A 17492-nucleotide genomic window follows, 5' to 3' on the forward strand; every position below is an offset into this window, starting at 1 on the left:
GGCGGAACAATTATCAGTTATGTCAAATTTAGTTTCTCCACAGTTCCTTAAACTTCGCATCCATAGCTTCTGTAACTTGCTCTGGAGTTGTCTTACGTCCACCGATAATTTCAGCGAATTTAGCTTCCATTTCTTCAGCAACACCAGTTGGCCACATCTGGTTCGGGAAGTACACGGACTTTCCGTTATTCAAATAGGAGTCGTTGACTTCTTTGAACAGATCATGATTCAGCACTACACCTTTGTACACACTTATAGAGCTATTGGCTTCGGTCCATGCCTTGAACAAGTCAGATTGACCGTCGAATAGATAATTCATAACTTCCTTTGCGATATCCAGATTCTCAGACTTCGCGTTCAATGCAAAACCTGCTGCGGTTGCGGCTGAGACATATGTTGGCTCTCCTACTTCATTTGCCGGCAGCGAGAAGAATCCGCGGGTAAAGTTGGCTGCACCCTTGGCCGTCATTGTGGAATAATCGAATGTTCCGTCAAATACCATTCCCGCTTTGCCATCTACAAACAGTTGAGCAGCTTGAGCGCTTCCAAGTCCCAATGAATTTTTAACCACAAAACCTTTGTCGTATAATTCTTTCATTTTAGAGATGGTAGCAACCCATTTCGGATCTGTCAGCGATTTTTCACCCGCTTGGAGTTTATTATCAAAGTCCATTTCATCCGGATAAACTAAATTTGCAGCGATTTGGTACATTCCAAACTGCAAGAACCAAGGGTCCTTATCAGCCAACGAGATCGGAGTAATTCCTGCATCCTTCAGCTTCTGACAGGCTTCCAGGAACGAAGGCCAATCTTTTGGCATTTTCGTAATGCCTACCTGCTTGAACAAGTCCTGATTATAATAGACCCCAAGATAATCCAGTCCTCCTGCGATTCCATAAGGTTTGCCCTCATAAGACATATCATCTTTTGCCCCCTGGCTGATGTTATCCCAGAAGGTCAGGTCTGATAGATCGGCCGCATAACCAGCCTTGGCCATATCCAGAACACCGAGCGAAGCATTTCTTGGAAATACCCAATAGATATCCGGTCCTTGACCTGAAGCAAGCTTGGTGCGGATAGAAGTGAAATACTGCTCATCCGGAAGCTTTGAGGTTTCCAGGGTTACGTTAGGGAATTTTTCCTTGACAAGTTTAGGCATAACATCGAGTGCAAAATCCTGCCCATCCGGGGCTTTTGTACCGGATACCATCATCGTGAGCGTTATCTTTTTCGCAGTGTCCGCAGTTGCTGAAACTTCCGGAGTATTTGAAGCGTTTCCATTGTCACCTACAGCATTACCATTGTTTCCCGATCCACAGCCAGCAAGAAGTGTAAGCATCAAAGCCAGCAGCATGGTTCCTGTCCGTTTCTTTGTCCTATTTTTCATTTAATAACCCCCCCAATTTTCTTGTAACTTCATTTCCCCCCAGCAACCAAATCCTGTTAGTTGTTGTATTGTTATTTTAATATTGTAAGCGGTATAATTACTTTTGTATTTAGGGTGCACTATTTTACGAATGTGTTTACATTGGAGGAAGTTGCATGAAATTTGTCAGTATCAAAACTAAGCTTTTACTGGCGCTCGTCCTTGTCTCCGTCATTCCTATTGTCATCGTCACGTATAACTCCTACCAGAGCTATACCAATCTGGTCAACCAGCAAACCTCACTTGTTGCCTCCAACACCATACATAATACCGTTCAGGGCATCGAAGACATCTTTAGTAATATTGAACGAATCTCGCTCACCATTCAGCAGCAGTCCTCCAGTGCAACCGCATACAGTATAGTAAGCGATGAACTCAAGAAGCTGGCCGACACCAACGATTCTTACGACATTTTTATTATACAGAACAAGGTAAAGCTGATCTTCGAAAATTTGCTGCTCAGCTATGATTATATTAACGGGATTTATCTTTTTTCTCCTGATGGCAAAAATATAAGCTACGGTAGCACGGCAGAACTTCAGGTAGGTTACGTCCCATTCCAGGATGACTGGTATAAGAAAACCATTAGCAACAAAGGCCAGCTCTATATCGGAGAACCAGGAATAAAACCTTATATTATTAACTCTGAACCTTCTCTTGTCTTTTCCCGCGCACTTTACGATATGAAGACACAAGAGTTTCTTGGCGTATTCATGCTTGACTGCAGTCTGAATATTTTTAAGAACCTGAACAAGGATGCCGTACCCAATATGAGCTATTTTGTCCTAGCGAATGATGACGGTAACATTATCAATGACAGTACTGGTAAGAACATCGACACCCGACTGCCAGAAGACCTAATTCGCAAAACGGAAACCATGCAGAGTGATGAGCTTGAATTTTACAATGGGGACACTTTGACGGTGATCCAGCGACTGCCGGTCTATCACTGGACAGTCATCGCTAATATATCGTTAAGCGAACTGTATGAGAAATATGGTATCTCCCAGAAGCTAATCGTTTATATTTCTTTTACTTGCGCTGTTATTTTTATTTTGCTCTCTGTCCTACTGTCCAACTGGATTACCAAACCCATTACACGTCTAGCCAAAATAATGCGCAAAAATAAATCGCAAAAGTTCATTACCACGGAGATTGAGCCTCATCGGTTCGATGAAATCGGCTTCCTGTATACGGAATACAACAAAATGATGAAGGACATCGATACCTTTGTCAGGGAAAGCTACCAGAACAAAATCCTGACGATGGACTCGCAAATGAAAGCGCTTGAAGCCCAGATCAATTCTCATTTTCTTTACAATACACTTGAATCCATCAACAGCATCGCCGAAATTGAGGAAGTAAATAGTATCGCTGTGATGACCAAATCACTGGGGGATATGTTCCGTTACAGCATCAAAACCGATAGCGAATTGGTGCTAGCCCGGGACGAGTTACAACACGTAGACAACTACATGGCCATTCAGCAGATTCGTTATGGCAGTAAAATCCGTTATGTCAAAGAAATGGAGGAAGCCGTGCTGGAAACAAAAATTCTCAAGTTAATCCTTCAGCCCTTAGTGGAAAATGCCGTTTACCATGGTTTAGAGAATAAAAAGGGCAAAGGCATGCTCCTATTAAAGGGCTTCCTGGAGCCGGAGACTGGGAGGATTATCTTTGAAATCCACGATGACGGAATTGGTATTTCCGGAGAACGGCTGAAGGAAATTCAAGGACTACTGGATCAGCCGCCGGAGTTCATGGGGCTTGGTCATCGAAACAGGCAGAGCATCGGTATAAAGAATGTACACTCCCGCATTGCCCTATATTACGGTTCTGATTTCGGGCTGGCGATTACCAGCGAGCCTGCAGTCGGCACGACTATCACTTTGACACTCCCATCCAAATAACGAAGAAATGAGGTGCTGGACCATGTACAAATTCATCATTATCGACGATGAGCCATTGATCCGACAGGGTCTACTGAAAAAGATCCGTAGCGTAACTGAGGAGCTCATCTTCTGCGGAGAAGCGGACAACGGCGAGGATGCACTAGAGATTGTCCGCATGGAGGACCCACACCTGATCTTCACCGATATGCGGATGCCCGTTATGGACGGAAAATCACTGCTACGGCAGCTACAAAACCAATATCCGGATAAAAAGATCATCGTCATCAGCGGTTACTCTGACTTCGAATATATGCAGGAAGCCATCTCTGCCCGGGTAGTCCACTATTTACTGAAGCCGTTTAGTAAAGATGAGATTAGAGATGCAATTTCCAAAGCATTAACCGCGATCGAAAGTGAGCAGTCCGCCAAAGCCGAGACGCTAAGTATCACCAGAGTAGCTGAACAGCTCAGTCTGCTTGGAGATATGCATGCATTACTACAATACGTTGCCGGTTTCTATCCCGCTAATAATCCGCCTACTTTCCGTTCTGCTCCCCTGCGTAGTCTCATGACTTCCAGCAAAATGGCCCTGCTAACCCTCTATAATCCGAAGGAGTTAGCGAATCAGGAACCCAGCTTGGAGAGGTCTCATCTGTTCCTTCTCCACCCGCAGAGCAGAAAACTGGCTTTTTCTCTCCAGCTATATGACACTTCACTTAAAGACACTGAAATACTTGAACTGGCTGCTTCCGAAGCTAGGAAGTTAATCCTCGACACTGGACCACAGGCCTGCATCGGCATCAGTAATGTAAAGAGGGATGTGAAGGAGCTACAGCAGGCACGTGAGGAGTCAATGTCTGCTTTAAACTGCCGTGCCATCGCCGACCAAGGACAGTACTTTCTCTACCATCCGGGAAGTTATCAGGCTGAGCCAGTATTGTGGGAAGGCAACCGAGACCTACTTTTTTTTATCGAATCGGGCCATAGCGAGAAAGTGGCTAAAAGGGTTCTTGATTATTTTGATTATTATCGAGGGCAACCTGCGGCGACGATTCATCAGCTCAAAGAGAATTGCCGGAATATCATCGCTGATGTTAAAAATTTGATCTCTTCTTATTTCCCTACCCAAAACGGGCAGCATCCGTCTTCAAGTCTAGAAGCACTACTGGGTATTTCCTTTGATGCTGAAGAAATCCAGCAGTACTTCTTAACGGTACTCACCTCCATCGCAGACTTACTGAAGGAGCAATCGGTCTATTCTTCACCTAATGTCATCGACAATGTAAAGGTATATATTCGCAAAAATATAGCTTCACCGGTCACACTCGAGCATCTGTCGGGCCTGTTCTATATCAGCCCTAGCTACCTCAGTTTTCTGTTCAAAGAAAAGACCGGCGAGAATCTGATTGATCATGTCAACAAAGAGCGTATCGAACGCGCAAAGCTACTGCTGCGCTCCAGTGATGATAAAATTTATAAGATAGCTAAAAATTTGGGAATCGACAACGCTAAATACTTTTTTCGGCTGTTCAAGAAAATGACTGGATACACACCGGAGGAGTATCGTAAATTGAGCGAAACCGAAAAGGAGGCATGACCTATGGATCATGCAGAACTTGAACTGTTTCTCCGCCACCATGATGCCATAGAAGCCAAGCAACGGCTCACCCGCCGCAACATCGAAGAATACGGCGGCCAAGAAATGACTCCGTCTCAAGGGGAACGAGTTCCACGTCTGCCAGAACACTACTTTTTCAACCAGGGCGATTATCATATCAGCAAGCACCACAGATTTGCGACCATGCCAGATCATACCCATTCATTTATTGAGCTCAACTACATGTACTCCGGCCGCTGCCGGCAGACCATCGGCGGATCAACCATCGAGCTAACTCAAGGCCAGATCTGCTTACTCGATACGGATGTCCCCCATTCAATTTCCATCCTAGATGAAGATGACATCCTGATCAATATTCTTATGCGAAAGGAAACACTGAACGCGGCATTTCTGACACGCTTGGGGATTGACAGGAGATTAATCGATTTTCTGGTCAATGTCCAGTCTCCGTCAGCCGTCCACGACCGTTACCTCATCTTCCGATCAGAAAACTGCCACAGCCTTCATCATACTCTCGCTAGCATGATGTGCGAGTATTTCGCTCCGCGTGATTTCTCTGCGGATATGATAAGTGGCTATATGGTCATCGTCTTCACTGAGCTTATGCGGGTGCTCAAACAGGATACTACCCTAAGTGAGCTACCATTAACCAAACGTGCCGATCTGCTAGAAATTCTGCAATATTTGGAGCGCCATTTCCATAATTGTTCTCTGAAGAATCTGGCTGTGCACTTTAATTTCAATCCGAATTATCTGAGCAATCTCTTAAAGAAAAGCACCGGCAAGACCTTTGGTGAGTTGGTACAGGAGCATCGTATGACTTATGCCGCTCTCCTGCTCGCCCATAGCGACCGCCAGATCGGAGAGATTGCTGAAGAATGCGGGTATGAAAGTTTAAGTTTCTTCTACAAAAGGTTCGCCGAGCGCTATGGACTAACTCCACTACTATACCGCAAGCAAAATGAAACAACCTGAGACATCGCAGGGATGCAGATACTCAGGTTGTTTTTACTTCGTACGGTAACGGATGCTGTATTATAACTCATATTTACGGATCAGATAGGTCGGTGTACAGCTCCAGGCGTGACAGTAGCTGTTAATCAGATGGCTTCCATAAGGTGAAAAGCTCTTATCGTTTGGATCATATAGCTCCCAGAACGTATCGGCTCCATCCTTAAGCATTTGTCCCCAATACTTCTTAATCTCCCGGATGGCGGTTTCCTTCTCGCCGACCTGAATCAGCGCCTCAATAAAGTGATGGACCATATAGGGTGTGGACATTGGAATCGCAGACTTGTCATCTATAAGCCTCAGCATAATCTCCTTTCCACGCTCTGGCACTACAATTCCGGCCAGCACCACCCAGATTTGTGAGGCAAATGATATCTGTCTATTACAACCACTGATGAAAAAGCCTGATTGGGAGTCCAATAAATGTTCTTTTGTCGCTTGCGTAAGTTCTTCGATCCTCTCCTCCAGCTTATCCTTCCTCTCATCTCCGAGCAGAATTGCCAGATGCAGTGCGCGCTTCATATTATAGATTAAGATGGCTTGGGAAGGAGCCTGCTTGTTCAGGTTGGGATGCCAATCAATAAAGGACCACCAGCTCTCGTCATCGGTTACGATTCCACGTTCGTCAATTCGTTCTAGAGCAAGCTCAATCTGCCGGTATGCAGACGGCCACAACTCCTCAAGTGTGTTCAGGTCATCCGTAGCCAAGAAATAATCATGAAGTGTAGAGACAAAAAAGAGTGAATAATCATAGAGATACGTATCGTCCGCTGTCACCTGTGGCTTCATGAACAAATTGGCCGTGATCCTGCCTCTCTCATCCGGATGGGCTGCGAACAGATACAGACAGCGCTTCACCAGATCGTTGCCTGAGAAAGTCTCATAATTGGCTAACGCCTGCAGCCGTAGATCTCCGAGCCATAGTCTCCGATCCCGCTTGGGCCCGTCTTCGAACACGTCCTGCATGCACTCCTCCAGCGTTTTTATGCTCACTTCATCTATCGCTTGCAGTTCCACGTCTGAATGAGTCAGCACAGACAGAGTAGAGCGATCTGCCGAGGTTACCGCCGTGCAGCTGATCTCAGGAAAAGATACCTTGTATTTTGGCGAGGTATCAAGAACCTTTAGCTTGAGATACCGGAAGCTGTATCTTCGTTCCAGATTCAGGGTGGCGGGAAGTATATCCAGATGAACCCGCTCCTCCTGCAACCAGGAGCTGCTGAGCCATCCGTTATATTCCGAGAAGGGTTCCGCCATCTCTACAGGCATTTCACCCAGTGTGACTTGCAAATGCAGCGGGGCATCCGGCGGGCTGCCCACAGGAACGATCCGAATCGCCAAATTCCCGACCAGATGTTCTCCGAAGTCTACAATAACCTCTTCTCCTTTGCCGAATGAAAGGGTTGAAAGGTCTGCTGCGCTACACTTCGCTTCTGCCTGCCACCCATGTATCACCTTTTCTTTTTTTATAACGTTCACGATCTGCTTCGGGGTACACTCCCTGTAAATAAGCCGAGGTTCCAACTGCTCGGCAACTGCGGAAAATGCCTCATTTTTATGAATGGTTACTGCTTCCTGTCGCTGTATAGCTTGTGTCATATTAGTTGTTCCTCCTTCGACATGCTTCTTTTCCTCTTCTAGTAAACCTTATTCCAACTTGTTTGAATATACAGTGAATACAGCATATCTTACTCTTATTACAGCTACTTATAGATTTGACATTTGAGTCGGATCTACTTTTAGACGTTCAACATGGCTCGTGAAATGTGAAGCAAGGTCGCTGGTCGGTCTTGCTTTGACGCAGAGACTGTCCGATATCTATATACTTCGCACGTCTTCCTCATCCAGCAGATAACTGATATTTCCACCGTTTAGTTCATCCCAATCAAATGCCCACATATGATCAGTGATTTCCATCATCTCCTAGATAAAATCAAAAAAATGGTTACATGGGCTTCAAGAACTTAATATAGAAGTAATCTATTAGATCAATATTATTAAAAAGATCCAATAGACTATAAATTTCTTCTAAAAAAATAAGACGACAGCGTATCATCATCAAGATTGATACGCTGTCGTCTTATTTTATCGGACAATTAATAATGAATTAGCTGATAGTATACACAACTATCTTAATGCACGTCATTCGTTTTCTCATAGGCAATCAATATGAATTCTTTACCCGTGAGATCAGTTACAAGAGATTCAGCTTCTTGGATCGCTTTCAGCGTTTGTTCATCTTTGTTCAAGGGTGCTATGTGATAGCCGTCTGTGTTCATATTCATGATCTTGACACCTCATTAATTGTTTTAAAATATAGCTTGTCCAAGTTCATGGTAACTATTCTCCACCACGCGTACTAATAAATATAAATACATCAGATGAATCATAGAACAGACTATTGGTTAAAAAAGAAAGGTAGGCGCAAACATTTGCCTTGTATACAATACATAGGTTGGAGGGGTCTTCATGAATCAGAGTAAATATTTCCGCACGTGTTTAAGTATTATTGCTACCATGCTTATTATTTATATGGCATTTAAATTAAGCTTTATCTTACTTCCCGTACTATACGTTTGTAAGTTATTGCTCGTCCCATTTGCACTATCGGGCTTTCTATTTTACTTATTACGTCCCATTATTAATTATTTACAGAAGCAAAAATTGAATCGTAGCGTATCTGTCATTATCATATATCTAGCTTTTGCCGGATTATTAATTCTCTTCTCCATGCTTGTGTGGCCAACACTTCGCGATCAAGTACTAACATTTGTTGATAACGCCCCACACTTAGTAACCGATCTGCAAAAGCAACTACAACAAGTACAACAGAACCGTTTCTTTTCCAAAATCATCCCATCTGAATCAGAGCTTTATTCTCGATTCACAGAATACCTAAATCAACTGATTTCATGGATTACGGATTCTATCTCTAACTTCGTAGGTGTGATCTCTAATGTGGTTATCATCCTAGCGACGATTCCTATCATTCTGTATTATATGCTAAAAGAAGGAGCTAAACTCCCCTTTATCCTTCTGCATATCATTCCACGCCGTTACCGGAAAGATGGCAGAGAGATCATAACCGAAATTGACACAGCCTTAAGTCAGTTTATTGTAGGACGTGTACTGCTGAATCTTATATTAGGTGTGATGATGTATATCGGTTTCTTAATTATCGATCTCCCTTATGCTCTACTTCTGTCTCTGATTTCTGCGGTACTAAATCTCATTCCATATGTCGGTGCTTTAATCGCTACTATCCCTGTGGTTATCGTTGCACTAACGGTCTCACCTTCGATTGCTATATGGTCTGTCGTTATCATTATTATTGCTCAACAAATACAAGACAATATATTATCACCTGTCATTTATGGTAAACAACTTGATATCCATCCGTTGACGACCGTTATTTTATTGTTAATTGGTGCAGAATTTTTCGGAATTATGGGCGTGATCCTTGCCATACCCGCATATATGGTTATCAAAATCATCCTCATTCACATCTACGGATTGTTTCTTTCCGATAAAGTCGAGGACATTATTGAATAATTAAGGCTGACTACGTAAAGAACGAACAACGAATTGAAACTGGTCTTTCTTCAACGTTGTCCCGTCAATTAAGGTCACATATTCTTTGTCATGTGCTGTTATCTTCGTACCATATGTCATTAACTGATCCTTATTCCACACCATAATGAATGAATTAAAATATATAGCATTATCAAATTGAATGTCCGATGTTAACATATAACCTACAGAATGGAGCAAAGATCGTTCTAGTTCCTTTTGATAAGGATCAATGGCATTCGCCAATTCTATTTTACTAATCTCTTGAAAGTATATTTTTTTCTCATTCAATCCTTTTACAATGCAGAATCCAGAAGAATCCCATTTTCGTAATATACCTTTGATTTGAAGATAACTATTTTGCTCTAGATATATCACCACTTGTCGCCCAATCCAGTGCTTCACCCTGAACCATCTCCCTACTCACGAATGACGTTTACAGATTGGGAATAACCCAATCAATCGGAACTGCTCCTGATGACGCTAGAAATGTATTCGTTTGTGAGAATGGCTTACTACCCAGAAATCCTCGATGTGCCGCTAATGGGCTTGGGTGACTGGATTGAACGATGTGGTGTTTGCTCGTATCGATAAAAGCCTTCTTCTTCTGCGCATGACTTCCCCATAGTATAAAAACAATAGGATTGTCACGTTCATTCAACTTATGAATGATGGCGTCTGTAAACACTTCCCAGCCCAATCCTTGATGAGAAGCTGGCATTCCCTCCTGTACCGTTAGAACCGTATTTAACATAAGAACACCTTCTTTGGCCCAATGCTCTAAATATCCGTGGTTGGGGATATCTAAATCTAGGTCTGCATTTAATTCCTTATATATATTTCTCAGAGACGGTGGAATGCGCACATCCGGCATAACAGAGAAGCTCAAACCATGCGCTTGCCCTGCACCGTGGTAGGGGTCCTGACCTAATATTACAGCTTTCGTCGCACCGAATGAAGTAAGTTTAAGAGCCTCATATACACATTCCCTAGGAGGAAATACGGTATGATGCTCATATTCATTTGCTATCTTTTGTTGTAGTTCAAGAAAATAAGGTTTATCTATTTCATCTTGCAATTGTTCATCCCAATCATTTCTGAACATCTATTTCAACCCTTTCTAATGACCATGTCTTTTCTTACAAAAATAAGCCGACTCCAATATCCGGAGCCAGCTTATCTCATCTATACTTCAATCATGCTGCCGTAACGGAAATCTAACCCGCACGGTAGTCAGCTACCCATGTGTATAGTTCCTTTCGCTATTATATCAATAGGACTAGATAAGTCAAACAATCTATTGGATAGCCGTCCCACTAAGTGAGTGTAAGATAAACGCCATCGCTTTTACCTTTACATCATCGTCTGCCACAACACCGGCTATCATCGTAAGCGATTGGACTGGTAAACTGGAAGCTAATGCTGTGTCCGTTATGTCTATACCAGCAACTATTTCTTGTCCACTCTCCTCGTTCTTTTTACGTTTCAGTCTTATATCATCCGAAGCAAGTTGTCCCTCTGAAATAATAGACTTCAGATCCTGAAGTCCTTCCTGCTGCCCGATCCATGATAGAGTTGCTTCATCCATAAAAATCATGTCAGGCTTATTAGCTGCCAGCTCGACTACGGCCCGTTGCATTAAAGTCATATCTAATGTTTCCACACTATTTCCTGTCGATGGAAGATTAATAACCGTTGTCTCTACTCTCTTCCACTCTGGAAATTGCTTAACGATTTCATTATTAAGATCGTCATATTTCCCTTTGGGGTCTTGCAAGGCAAAATTACCTACAAACATAATCTTGGCATCTACTGGAGGTAGCGAAGCTAAATACTTCTGTTCCTGATTGTATTTATAAAGAGCGTTCCCACCAAAGATCAATGCAATCAGAACAATAATAGAAATCACGGTATGGATTTTGTATAGTCGAAAAAAATTCTCTACTCTACGTGCAACGTTGGCTTGTCTTCCCCATTTCTTCATCCTCTGATCTTCCGCTTCCATAATCTCTTGTTGATCTAATTCATCAAGAATGAATTTGTACGCCTGAAATTCCTCTTCATAAGAACTATCGGCAGAATTAGAGCGTTGCCGCTTCAGAAGTAAGTTAAACCTTCTGTCCAATTCCTCTCGTGTGATGTCTTCAGGTAAGCTTAAATATTCATATGTTTGCTTCATCTTCTCATTCAAGTTTAAATTTCTCCTTCCTAATACTGGTCGTTGTTTTAATTATAGATTAGATTCCCGTGGGAATATATGAAATTTTCTTCATAAGCATCACTTTAGAAGGATGAATGGTGTAACGCTAATGAGATCTAAAGGATATAGTAGAACTAGCAGAGGTTACATGCCACATTAAGATAAACATAAAGGAGCGTTTACCTATGAACTCAAATAATAAACGCTCATTATTTACAGACATGGATTTCTTTATCGCAGCTTTGTCACAAACACTAGTGTCCATATGGGATGAAAATGAAGATTCAACCTATTGTTGTGTTGGACTCGGTTACGTTGAACAATATAGCCCTGAATGGATACGTATTCGTGATGCAAAAGACGGAAGTACGATGTATTATTCGCGTGACCTCATCCATTTCCGGACAGAATAGGGCACATGAAAAAAACGCATAACTCTCCATATTTCATGAGAGTCATGCGATACAATTCAGTCATTATAAGTTTCTAGTAGATGGTCCCGTTCACAAATATTGCCGTTCTCCGGTTTGTGCTGCTTGCTCCACTGCATCAAGTAACTGATGAAGTTTGACTGCATCTGCAAAATTTGGTGTTAAGGATGTTCCTTCCTTAATATTGCGGGCGAAATTATGGTAAGCCTGCGCAATATTCAGAACAAATCCCGAGTCATTTATTAGGGAATCCGGTACCCAGTAATAGGAAGCCGGAATTGTTAATTCATGTAACTCTTGGTCCATAGCTCCTGCTCCTCGTAATTGATGGGATCCGAATTGAATCGAAGCTGGTGCACTCAACACGATTGTTCCCTTGTCTCCAAATATTTCTAGCATAAGCCCTGTTTGCTGCTTCACTCCACCTTGAATATGAACGCTGGCCGCTGCACCGTTCGTCAATTTCCCTGTAATCAAGATTTGATCATCGGTCGTCTTCTTAATGAACTTATGGATATCTACCAATTCGACTTCGGGAAACTGTTGTGCTGTGACAGCAGAAAGTTCTGTAAAGTCTCCAAGCATATAGGTAAATGCATCCAGATTATGTCCGCCCACAATAGTGAGCAGATTCCCTCCTATCTTCCGATCAAATAAGTACGCAGTGGCCTTGTCAGCCACTCCCCCCATTCCATCCAAAGATATTTTCAAATTAGCTGACAAAACTTTTCCAACATACCCTTCCTTCAATAAATCTTTCACATAATTAATGGCTGGAGCTTGTCTGCTCTGTAATCCAATTGCATTGGGTAAATGGCCGGATGCTACCCACTCCTGCATTTCAAGTGCTTCATTCGTATTTGATCCGAGTGGCCATTCACAATATATCGGTTTTCCCGCAGGAACAATGGCTTTAACGGCATTATAATGTTCCTTGACATTAATACTAACGACTACCATGTCCACATCAGGATGCTCGGCCAATTCCTTTATGTTATCAAAGCCGTGTTCTGCACGAAAAGCTTCTGCACTCTTCTTCGCACTCTCCAGGTTACTTGTCCCAACTGCCGTAAGCTCAAACTCATTCAAGTGCTCAATAGCTGGAATATGTGTACCGCTTGCCCATCCGTTATTAACTGATCCGCCTATAATTCCTGTACGTATTTTATTATTACTCATGTGACAACCAACTCCATATTTGAATTTTGATATCTATATATATTTAGCCTGCTAAGTAAATTCGCAAGAGAAAGCTTAGAATAAGTTCCTCTCCATCTGCTTCAAAAGCCTTCTTAAAAGCAAGCGTTCTTCCGGTAAAATAGAATCTAGTAATTTATCTTGCTCCTGTCTCCATTTGAAATCAACCGGATCCTCTAAATCTTTACCTTTATCAGTAAGAAAAATCCGCATTACCCTTGCATCCTTTTCATCACGTTTTCGGTAAATAAATCCGTTTTGCTCCAGTGACTTAACCATGTTTGTTACCGTAGGCGGTTCGCAATTCAGATGTTCGCACATTTGTATTTGTGTAATCCCATCGCCTAACCACAACCGGTAAAGCAAATTCTCCTGGCCAACATACAGATTAAGTTCCCTTAGAGATTCACTATAATCCCGCCGCATTTGGGAAGAAATTCGATCTAACGACTGACGAATATCGCAATCAATCTTATCATTCATATTTTTCCCTCAACTTGTAAAGTATATTTAGCGGACTAACTATAACATCGTGAAATGGAGGTGTCCACATCTCTTAAGGGTCTTTTATTTGTTGGCGTATCCTTGTTTGTTTAAATACTCCAGCATTTCAGGGAGAATACTTCTTTGGAGATGATCCTGGATATGCTCACTCCATCCTTTTACTTTTTTCACGGTGAACGGAGCTTTAACAGGACGGCCTTCATAATAATTCAGCATGGCTTCATCATAGACGGTTAATTGCTCTTTATCGAGTGGCTGATACTGGTTTTCAAATAATACCATGGATTGAGGCAAGCGTGGCTTCAGTGCAGGCTTATCTCCAGACGGAATACCAATACATAGTCCCACCAATGGAATCACATACTTGGGTAAATTCAATAGTTCTGATAACTCGTTAATATTAGCTTTAACCCCACCTATAAATACGCCGCCAAGTCCCATAGATTCTGCTGCGGTTAACGCATTTTGCGCCATCAGCCCAGCATCAAGTGAACCGATCAGAAGAAATTCAATATAATCAATATCAACATCCGGGGCAATTTGATGATTCCGGTTGAAATCAGAGCAGAAAATCCAAAACTCAGCTGCTTCTTCAATATAAGGCTGATTGACACAGAGATGCATCACCTTTTTACGCAGGTCTGGATCGGTGATTCTAATGATAGAAACGGCCTGTAGAAGGCTGAAAGATGATGTTTGATTTGCTGCATTAAAGATTGCATCGCGTTGTTCCTCTGTCAGGGGTTCATTGGTATAAGAACGAATGGAGGTATGATTGTGAAGCAATCCAAGCGTATTATTCATTTAATTGGTCTCCTCTTAAGGTTATGTTACAATAATCCTTAGCTTGCTAATTATATAACAATGTTTGCATTTGTTATAAGCCTTGTCACCATCATAAGGTCATGTGTTTCATTTGCAAAGTAGGCAATTTAAATGTACATAGTACATGTATTTGTACCTTTAGACTAGGAGCGATATCATGAGGGTTTGTAATGAAGGATTTGATAAAGAGTTTATTAATGATACAAGGGATATGTACGCAATAGCTTTTACCCAAAATGTACTTTCAGGACGCTGGAAATATTTCATCATCTGGTACTTGTCAGGGGAAAAACGCCGTTTTACCGAGATAAAAAATTTCTTAGGAGGTTTATCGCAAGGCTCCCTCACAAAGCAGCTCAAAGAACTGGAGGATGACGGAATTATTAAGCGCGATGTGTATCCGCAAGTTCCGCCACGAGTCGAATATTCCCTAACAGGGAAAGGGATTAAGCTACTGCCTGTCCTTAAGAAGATGGAGGAATTCGGTAAAGAATACGGGGAGAAGCCTGATTAACGCTTGAGAGTTAACCCCCTATATTACACAGAAATTTCTAGAATACATAAGAAGCATTCACCAACATCCGATTCCAAGACCTTCGTCATGATTCCGAGACCACTTACTCGCCATTGGTGTCGGTTGTTAATTATTGCGTCTGTTTACTGCGTCCATTCACTGCATTACAGTATCATCTAACAATAGATCAATAAATGATGAGGATCGGTCATTGTTTGTAAGAAAACGATAATTTATTATATTTTCATAGATATGTAAACGCTAACAAAGTAAAATCTGGGAAAATAAGTTGGATGAATCCATCCTGAGAACTGCATTTTTAATGGAAGGGGGACGGCATTAGCTCCAAATGTTTAAGAAGAATAGCAACCCTACTGAAAGCTTCTATTATTCGAAAAGGAGTGACAAGATGCGTAGTCACAGCTTGAGAAGCAATTCTATCAGAAAATTTCTTTATATCTCTCCCTTTATGGCTTTACTTGCTGTCTTTGCATACTATCCACTCTATGGATGGGTTTATGCGTTCTTTGACTATATGCCGCCTATTCCTTTATCTCAAGCGCCATTTGTCGGTTTTAAATGGTTTCGTTCATTGGTAGAAAACGAGGTTAAGGTCAACCAACTTCTTCAAGTCGTCAAGAACACGTTCGGCCTGAGTGGAATGAGTTTACTTTTCTCCTGGCTTCCCATGATTTTTGCAATCTTCCTGACGGAGATCAAAGCTGTGCGTTTTCGAAAATTTATTCAGACCGTAACTACTCTTCCGAACTTTATTAGTTGGGTATTAGTATATTCACTGGCATTTACCATGTTCTCAAGTGAAGGTATTTTCAACGGCTTTTTAACCCAGATGGGGCTTATCGATTCTCCTATACTCCTTCTTCAGAAATCAGACGATGTCTGGGTTACGATGTGGATGTGGGAAACATGGAAATCATTAGGTTGGGCAGCCATTTTGTATATAGCGGCAATTATGGGAATTGATGAATCTCTATATGAAGCGGCTTATGTAGATGGTGCAACAAGAATGCAGGTCATCCGACATGTCGTTTTACCAAGTATGTTGCCGACTTATTTTGTACTATTAATGCTTCAAATTGCAGGCTTTCTAAACAATGGATTGGAGCAATATTTTGTTTTCCAGAATGCATTCAACAAAGACACCATACAGGTGTTGGATCTCTATGTATACAACCTCGCCATGGGGGGCGGTAGCTATTCCGTTTCCGTCGCGATCAGTATGTTGAAGAGCCTGATAAGTGTTGTTCTTCTCTTTTCCGTAAACGGGCTGTCCAAAATGTTAAGAGGAGAGGGCATCGTATGAGTGACAACCAAACAGAACTAGCGCCAAATGTCAGTAAAAATAACAGCCGCATTCCCAAAAAAATTAAAATGCAGACAAGTACAACCGATAAAATAATTTCTGTTACGATCTATTTCCTTTTTTCTCTCTTTGCATTTATTTGTGTATATCCCTTTTACTCGATCATTATCAATACCATAAGCGCCAACGACCTCAGTGCCAGAGGCGAAATTATATTCTGGCCGAAGCAGATCCATTTCCAGAACTATATTGATGTGTTTAAAATACCAGGACTGTGGGATGCATTTGTCGTTTCTATGGGAAGAACGGTAATTGGTACACTTTTGACTGTTGGGGCGTCCGCCTTTTTGGGCTTCATGTTTTCACAGGAGGATATGTGGGGGAAAAAATTCTGGTACCGTTTTACCATACTTACAATGTTTTTTAATGCCGGCATTATTCCATGGTATTTAACTATGAGATCCCTACATCTGACCAATAATTTCCTGGCATATATTCTACCTTCAATTGTAGCTCCATTCTTCATTATCCTTGTAAAAACGTTTGTGGAATCTACGCCCAAGGAATTGCAGCAGGCGGCCAGCATTGACGGTGCCGGGATTCTAACGATCTTTTTCAAAATTATTTTACCCATCAGTAAACCAATATTGGCTACAGTCGCTATATTCTCGGCAGTGAACCAATGGAACTCCTTTCAGGATACGTTGTTGCTGGTAACAGATAGCAAATTGTACAGTTTGCAGTTTATTCTATATAACTACATCAATCAAGCCAGCTCCTTATCCACCATGGTCAATTTGCAAAATGCCGGGTCAACCGCCATGGCCACTCTATCCACCAAGCAAACCACCACGTCCATTCGTATGACAGTTACGATTATCGTTGTTGCACCTATTTTACTTATTTATCCGATTTTCCAAAGATTCTTTGTCAAAGGAATTATGATTGGTGCAGTGAAAGGTTAATTTGCACTATTATGA

17 protein-coding genes are annotated in these 17492 nt (G+C 42.0%); 8 read left to right on the forward strand and 9 right to left on the reverse strand.

Annotated elements, in window-relative coordinates; all coding sequences use genetic code 11:
* Window positions 1-28: 28 nt before the first annotated feature.
* Entirely contained in the window at window positions 29-1387 is a 1359-nt protein-coding gene (locus AC1D7X_RS02095; RefSeq protein ID WP_495454282.1) for an ABC transporter substrate-binding protein, read from the reverse strand.
* A 155-nt stretch (window positions 1388-1542) separates the two neighbouring features.
* Between AC1D7X_RS02095 and AC1D7X_RS02100 the strand changes: the two genes are divergently transcribed.
* The 3 genes from AC1D7X_RS02100 to AC1D7X_RS02110 are packed head-to-tail and all read left to right on the forward strand — an operon-like array spanning window position 1543 to window position 5911.
* Window positions 1543-3336 (forward strand): sensor histidine kinase, encoded by a 1794-nt coding sequence (locus AC1D7X_RS02100; protein WP_495474551.1) that lies wholly within the window; start codon window positions 1543-1545, stop codon window positions 3334-3336.
* 22 nt (window positions 3337-3358) lie between these two features.
* A complete protein-coding gene (locus tag AC1D7X_RS02105; RefSeq protein ID WP_495454280.1) occupies window positions 3359-4915 on the forward strand; it encodes a response regulator in 1557 nt (518 codons plus the stop codon).
* Between the two features lie 3 nt (window positions 4916-4918).
* The gene (locus AC1D7X_RS02110) at window positions 4919-5911 is read left to right on the forward strand and encodes an AraC family transcriptional regulator (RefSeq protein WP_495474552.1); all 993 of its coding nucleotides are present in this window, start codon (window positions 4919-4921) and stop codon (window positions 5909-5911) included.
* A 60-nt stretch (window positions 5912-5971) separates the two neighbouring features.
* Here the strand turns inward: AC1D7X_RS02110 and AC1D7X_RS02115 are convergent, their stop codons facing one another.
* Together AC1D7X_RS02115 and AC1D7X_RS02120 are read right to left on the reverse strand one after the other, a co-directional pair.
* A complete protein-coding gene (locus AC1D7X_RS02115) occupies window positions 5972-7546 on the reverse strand; it encodes an alpha-L-rhamnosidase-related protein (RefSeq protein ID WP_495474553.1) in 1575 nt (524 codons plus the stop codon).
* Between the two features lie 533 nt (window positions 7547-8079).
* A complete protein-coding gene (locus AC1D7X_RS02120) occupies window positions 8080-8232 on the reverse strand; it encodes a hypothetical protein (RefSeq protein WP_495454277.1) in 153 nt (50 codons plus the stop codon).
* Between the two features lie 184 nt (window positions 8233-8416).
* Between AC1D7X_RS02120 and AC1D7X_RS02125 the strand changes: the two genes are divergently transcribed.
* Window positions 8417-9499: an AI-2E family transporter gene (locus tag AC1D7X_RS02125; protein ID WP_495474554.1), complete on the forward strand. Its 1083-nt coding sequence runs from the start codon at window positions 8417-8419 to the stop codon at window positions 9497-9499.
* On the opposite strand, the gene AC1D7X_RS02130 is transcribed toward AC1D7X_RS02125, so the two are convergent.
* From AC1D7X_RS02130 to AC1D7X_RS02140, 3 genes are all read right to left on the reverse strand, one after another.
* The gene (locus tag AC1D7X_RS02130; RefSeq protein ID WP_495454275.1) at window positions 9500-9922 is read right to left on the reverse strand and encodes a hypothetical protein; all 423 of its coding nucleotides are present in this window, start codon (window positions 9920-9922) and stop codon (window positions 9500-9502) included.
* A 31-nt stretch (window positions 9923-9953) separates the two neighbouring features.
* A complete protein-coding gene (ung, locus tag AC1D7X_RS02135; protein WP_495474555.1) occupies window positions 9954-10622 on the reverse strand; it encodes a uracil-DNA glycosylase in 669 nt (222 codons plus the stop codon).
* A 192-nt stretch (window positions 10623-10814) separates the two neighbouring features.
* Window positions 10815-11708, reverse strand: coding sequence for a hypothetical protein (locus tag AC1D7X_RS02140; protein WP_495454273.1), 894 nt, complete (start codon window positions 11706-11708; stop codon window positions 10815-10817).
* A 194-nt stretch (window positions 11709-11902) separates the two neighbouring features.
* On the opposite strand from AC1D7X_RS02140, the gene AC1D7X_RS02145 reads away from it, so the two are divergent.
* Window positions 11903-12130 (forward strand): hypothetical protein, encoded by a 228-nt coding sequence (locus tag AC1D7X_RS02145; protein WP_495454272.1) that lies wholly within the window; start codon window positions 11903-11905, stop codon window positions 12128-12130.
* Window positions 12131-12220: 90 nt separating this feature from the next.
* Here the strand turns inward: AC1D7X_RS02145 and AC1D7X_RS02150 are convergent, their stop codons facing one another.
* The 3 genes from AC1D7X_RS02150 to nfsA all read right to left on the reverse strand — a co-directional run bounded on the left by AC1D7X_RS02150 (window position 12221) and on the right by nfsA (window position 14653).
* On the reverse strand, window positions 12221-13327 hold the full coding sequence (locus tag AC1D7X_RS02150) for a Gfo/Idh/MocA family protein (protein WP_495474556.1): 1107 nt from the start codon (window positions 13325-13327) through the stop codon (window positions 12221-12223).
* A 75-nt stretch (window positions 13328-13402) separates the two neighbouring features.
* The gene (locus AC1D7X_RS02155; protein WP_495474557.1) at window positions 13403-13828 is read right to left on the reverse strand and encodes a MarR family winged helix-turn-helix transcriptional regulator; all 426 of its coding nucleotides are present in this window, start codon (window positions 13826-13828) and stop codon (window positions 13403-13405) included.
* A gap of 84 nt (window positions 13829-13912) precedes the next feature.
* Window positions 13913-14653, reverse strand: coding sequence for an oxygen-insensitive NADPH nitroreductase (nfsA, locus tag AC1D7X_RS02160; protein WP_495474558.1), 741 nt, complete (start codon window positions 14651-14653; stop codon window positions 13913-13915).
* Window positions 14654-14831: 178 nt separating this feature from the next.
* On the opposite strand from nfsA, the gene AC1D7X_RS02165 reads away from it, so the two are divergent.
* The 3 genes from AC1D7X_RS02165 to AC1D7X_RS02175 all read left to right on the forward strand — a co-directional run bounded on the left by AC1D7X_RS02165 (window position 14832) and on the right by AC1D7X_RS02175 (window position 17477).
* On the forward strand, window positions 14832-15188 hold the full coding sequence (locus AC1D7X_RS02165) for a winged helix-turn-helix transcriptional regulator (RefSeq protein WP_495474559.1): 357 nt from the start codon (window positions 14832-14834) through the stop codon (window positions 15186-15188).
* 409 nt (window positions 15189-15597) lie between these two features.
* Window positions 15598-16512 (forward strand): ABC transporter permease subunit, encoded by a 915-nt coding sequence (locus AC1D7X_RS02170; RefSeq protein ID WP_495474560.1) that lies wholly within the window; start codon window positions 15598-15600, stop codon window positions 16510-16512.
* Complete coding sequence (locus AC1D7X_RS02175) at window positions 16509-17477, forward strand: carbohydrate ABC transporter permease (RefSeq protein WP_495474561.1); 969 nt, start codon at window positions 16509-16511, stop codon at window positions 17475-17477. The genes AC1D7X_RS02170 and AC1D7X_RS02175 overlap by 4 nt, the downstream gene beginning before the upstream one ends.
* Window positions 17478-17492 lie beyond the last annotated feature (15 nt).

The organism is Paenibacillus sp. Y568, from assembly GCF_059445545.1.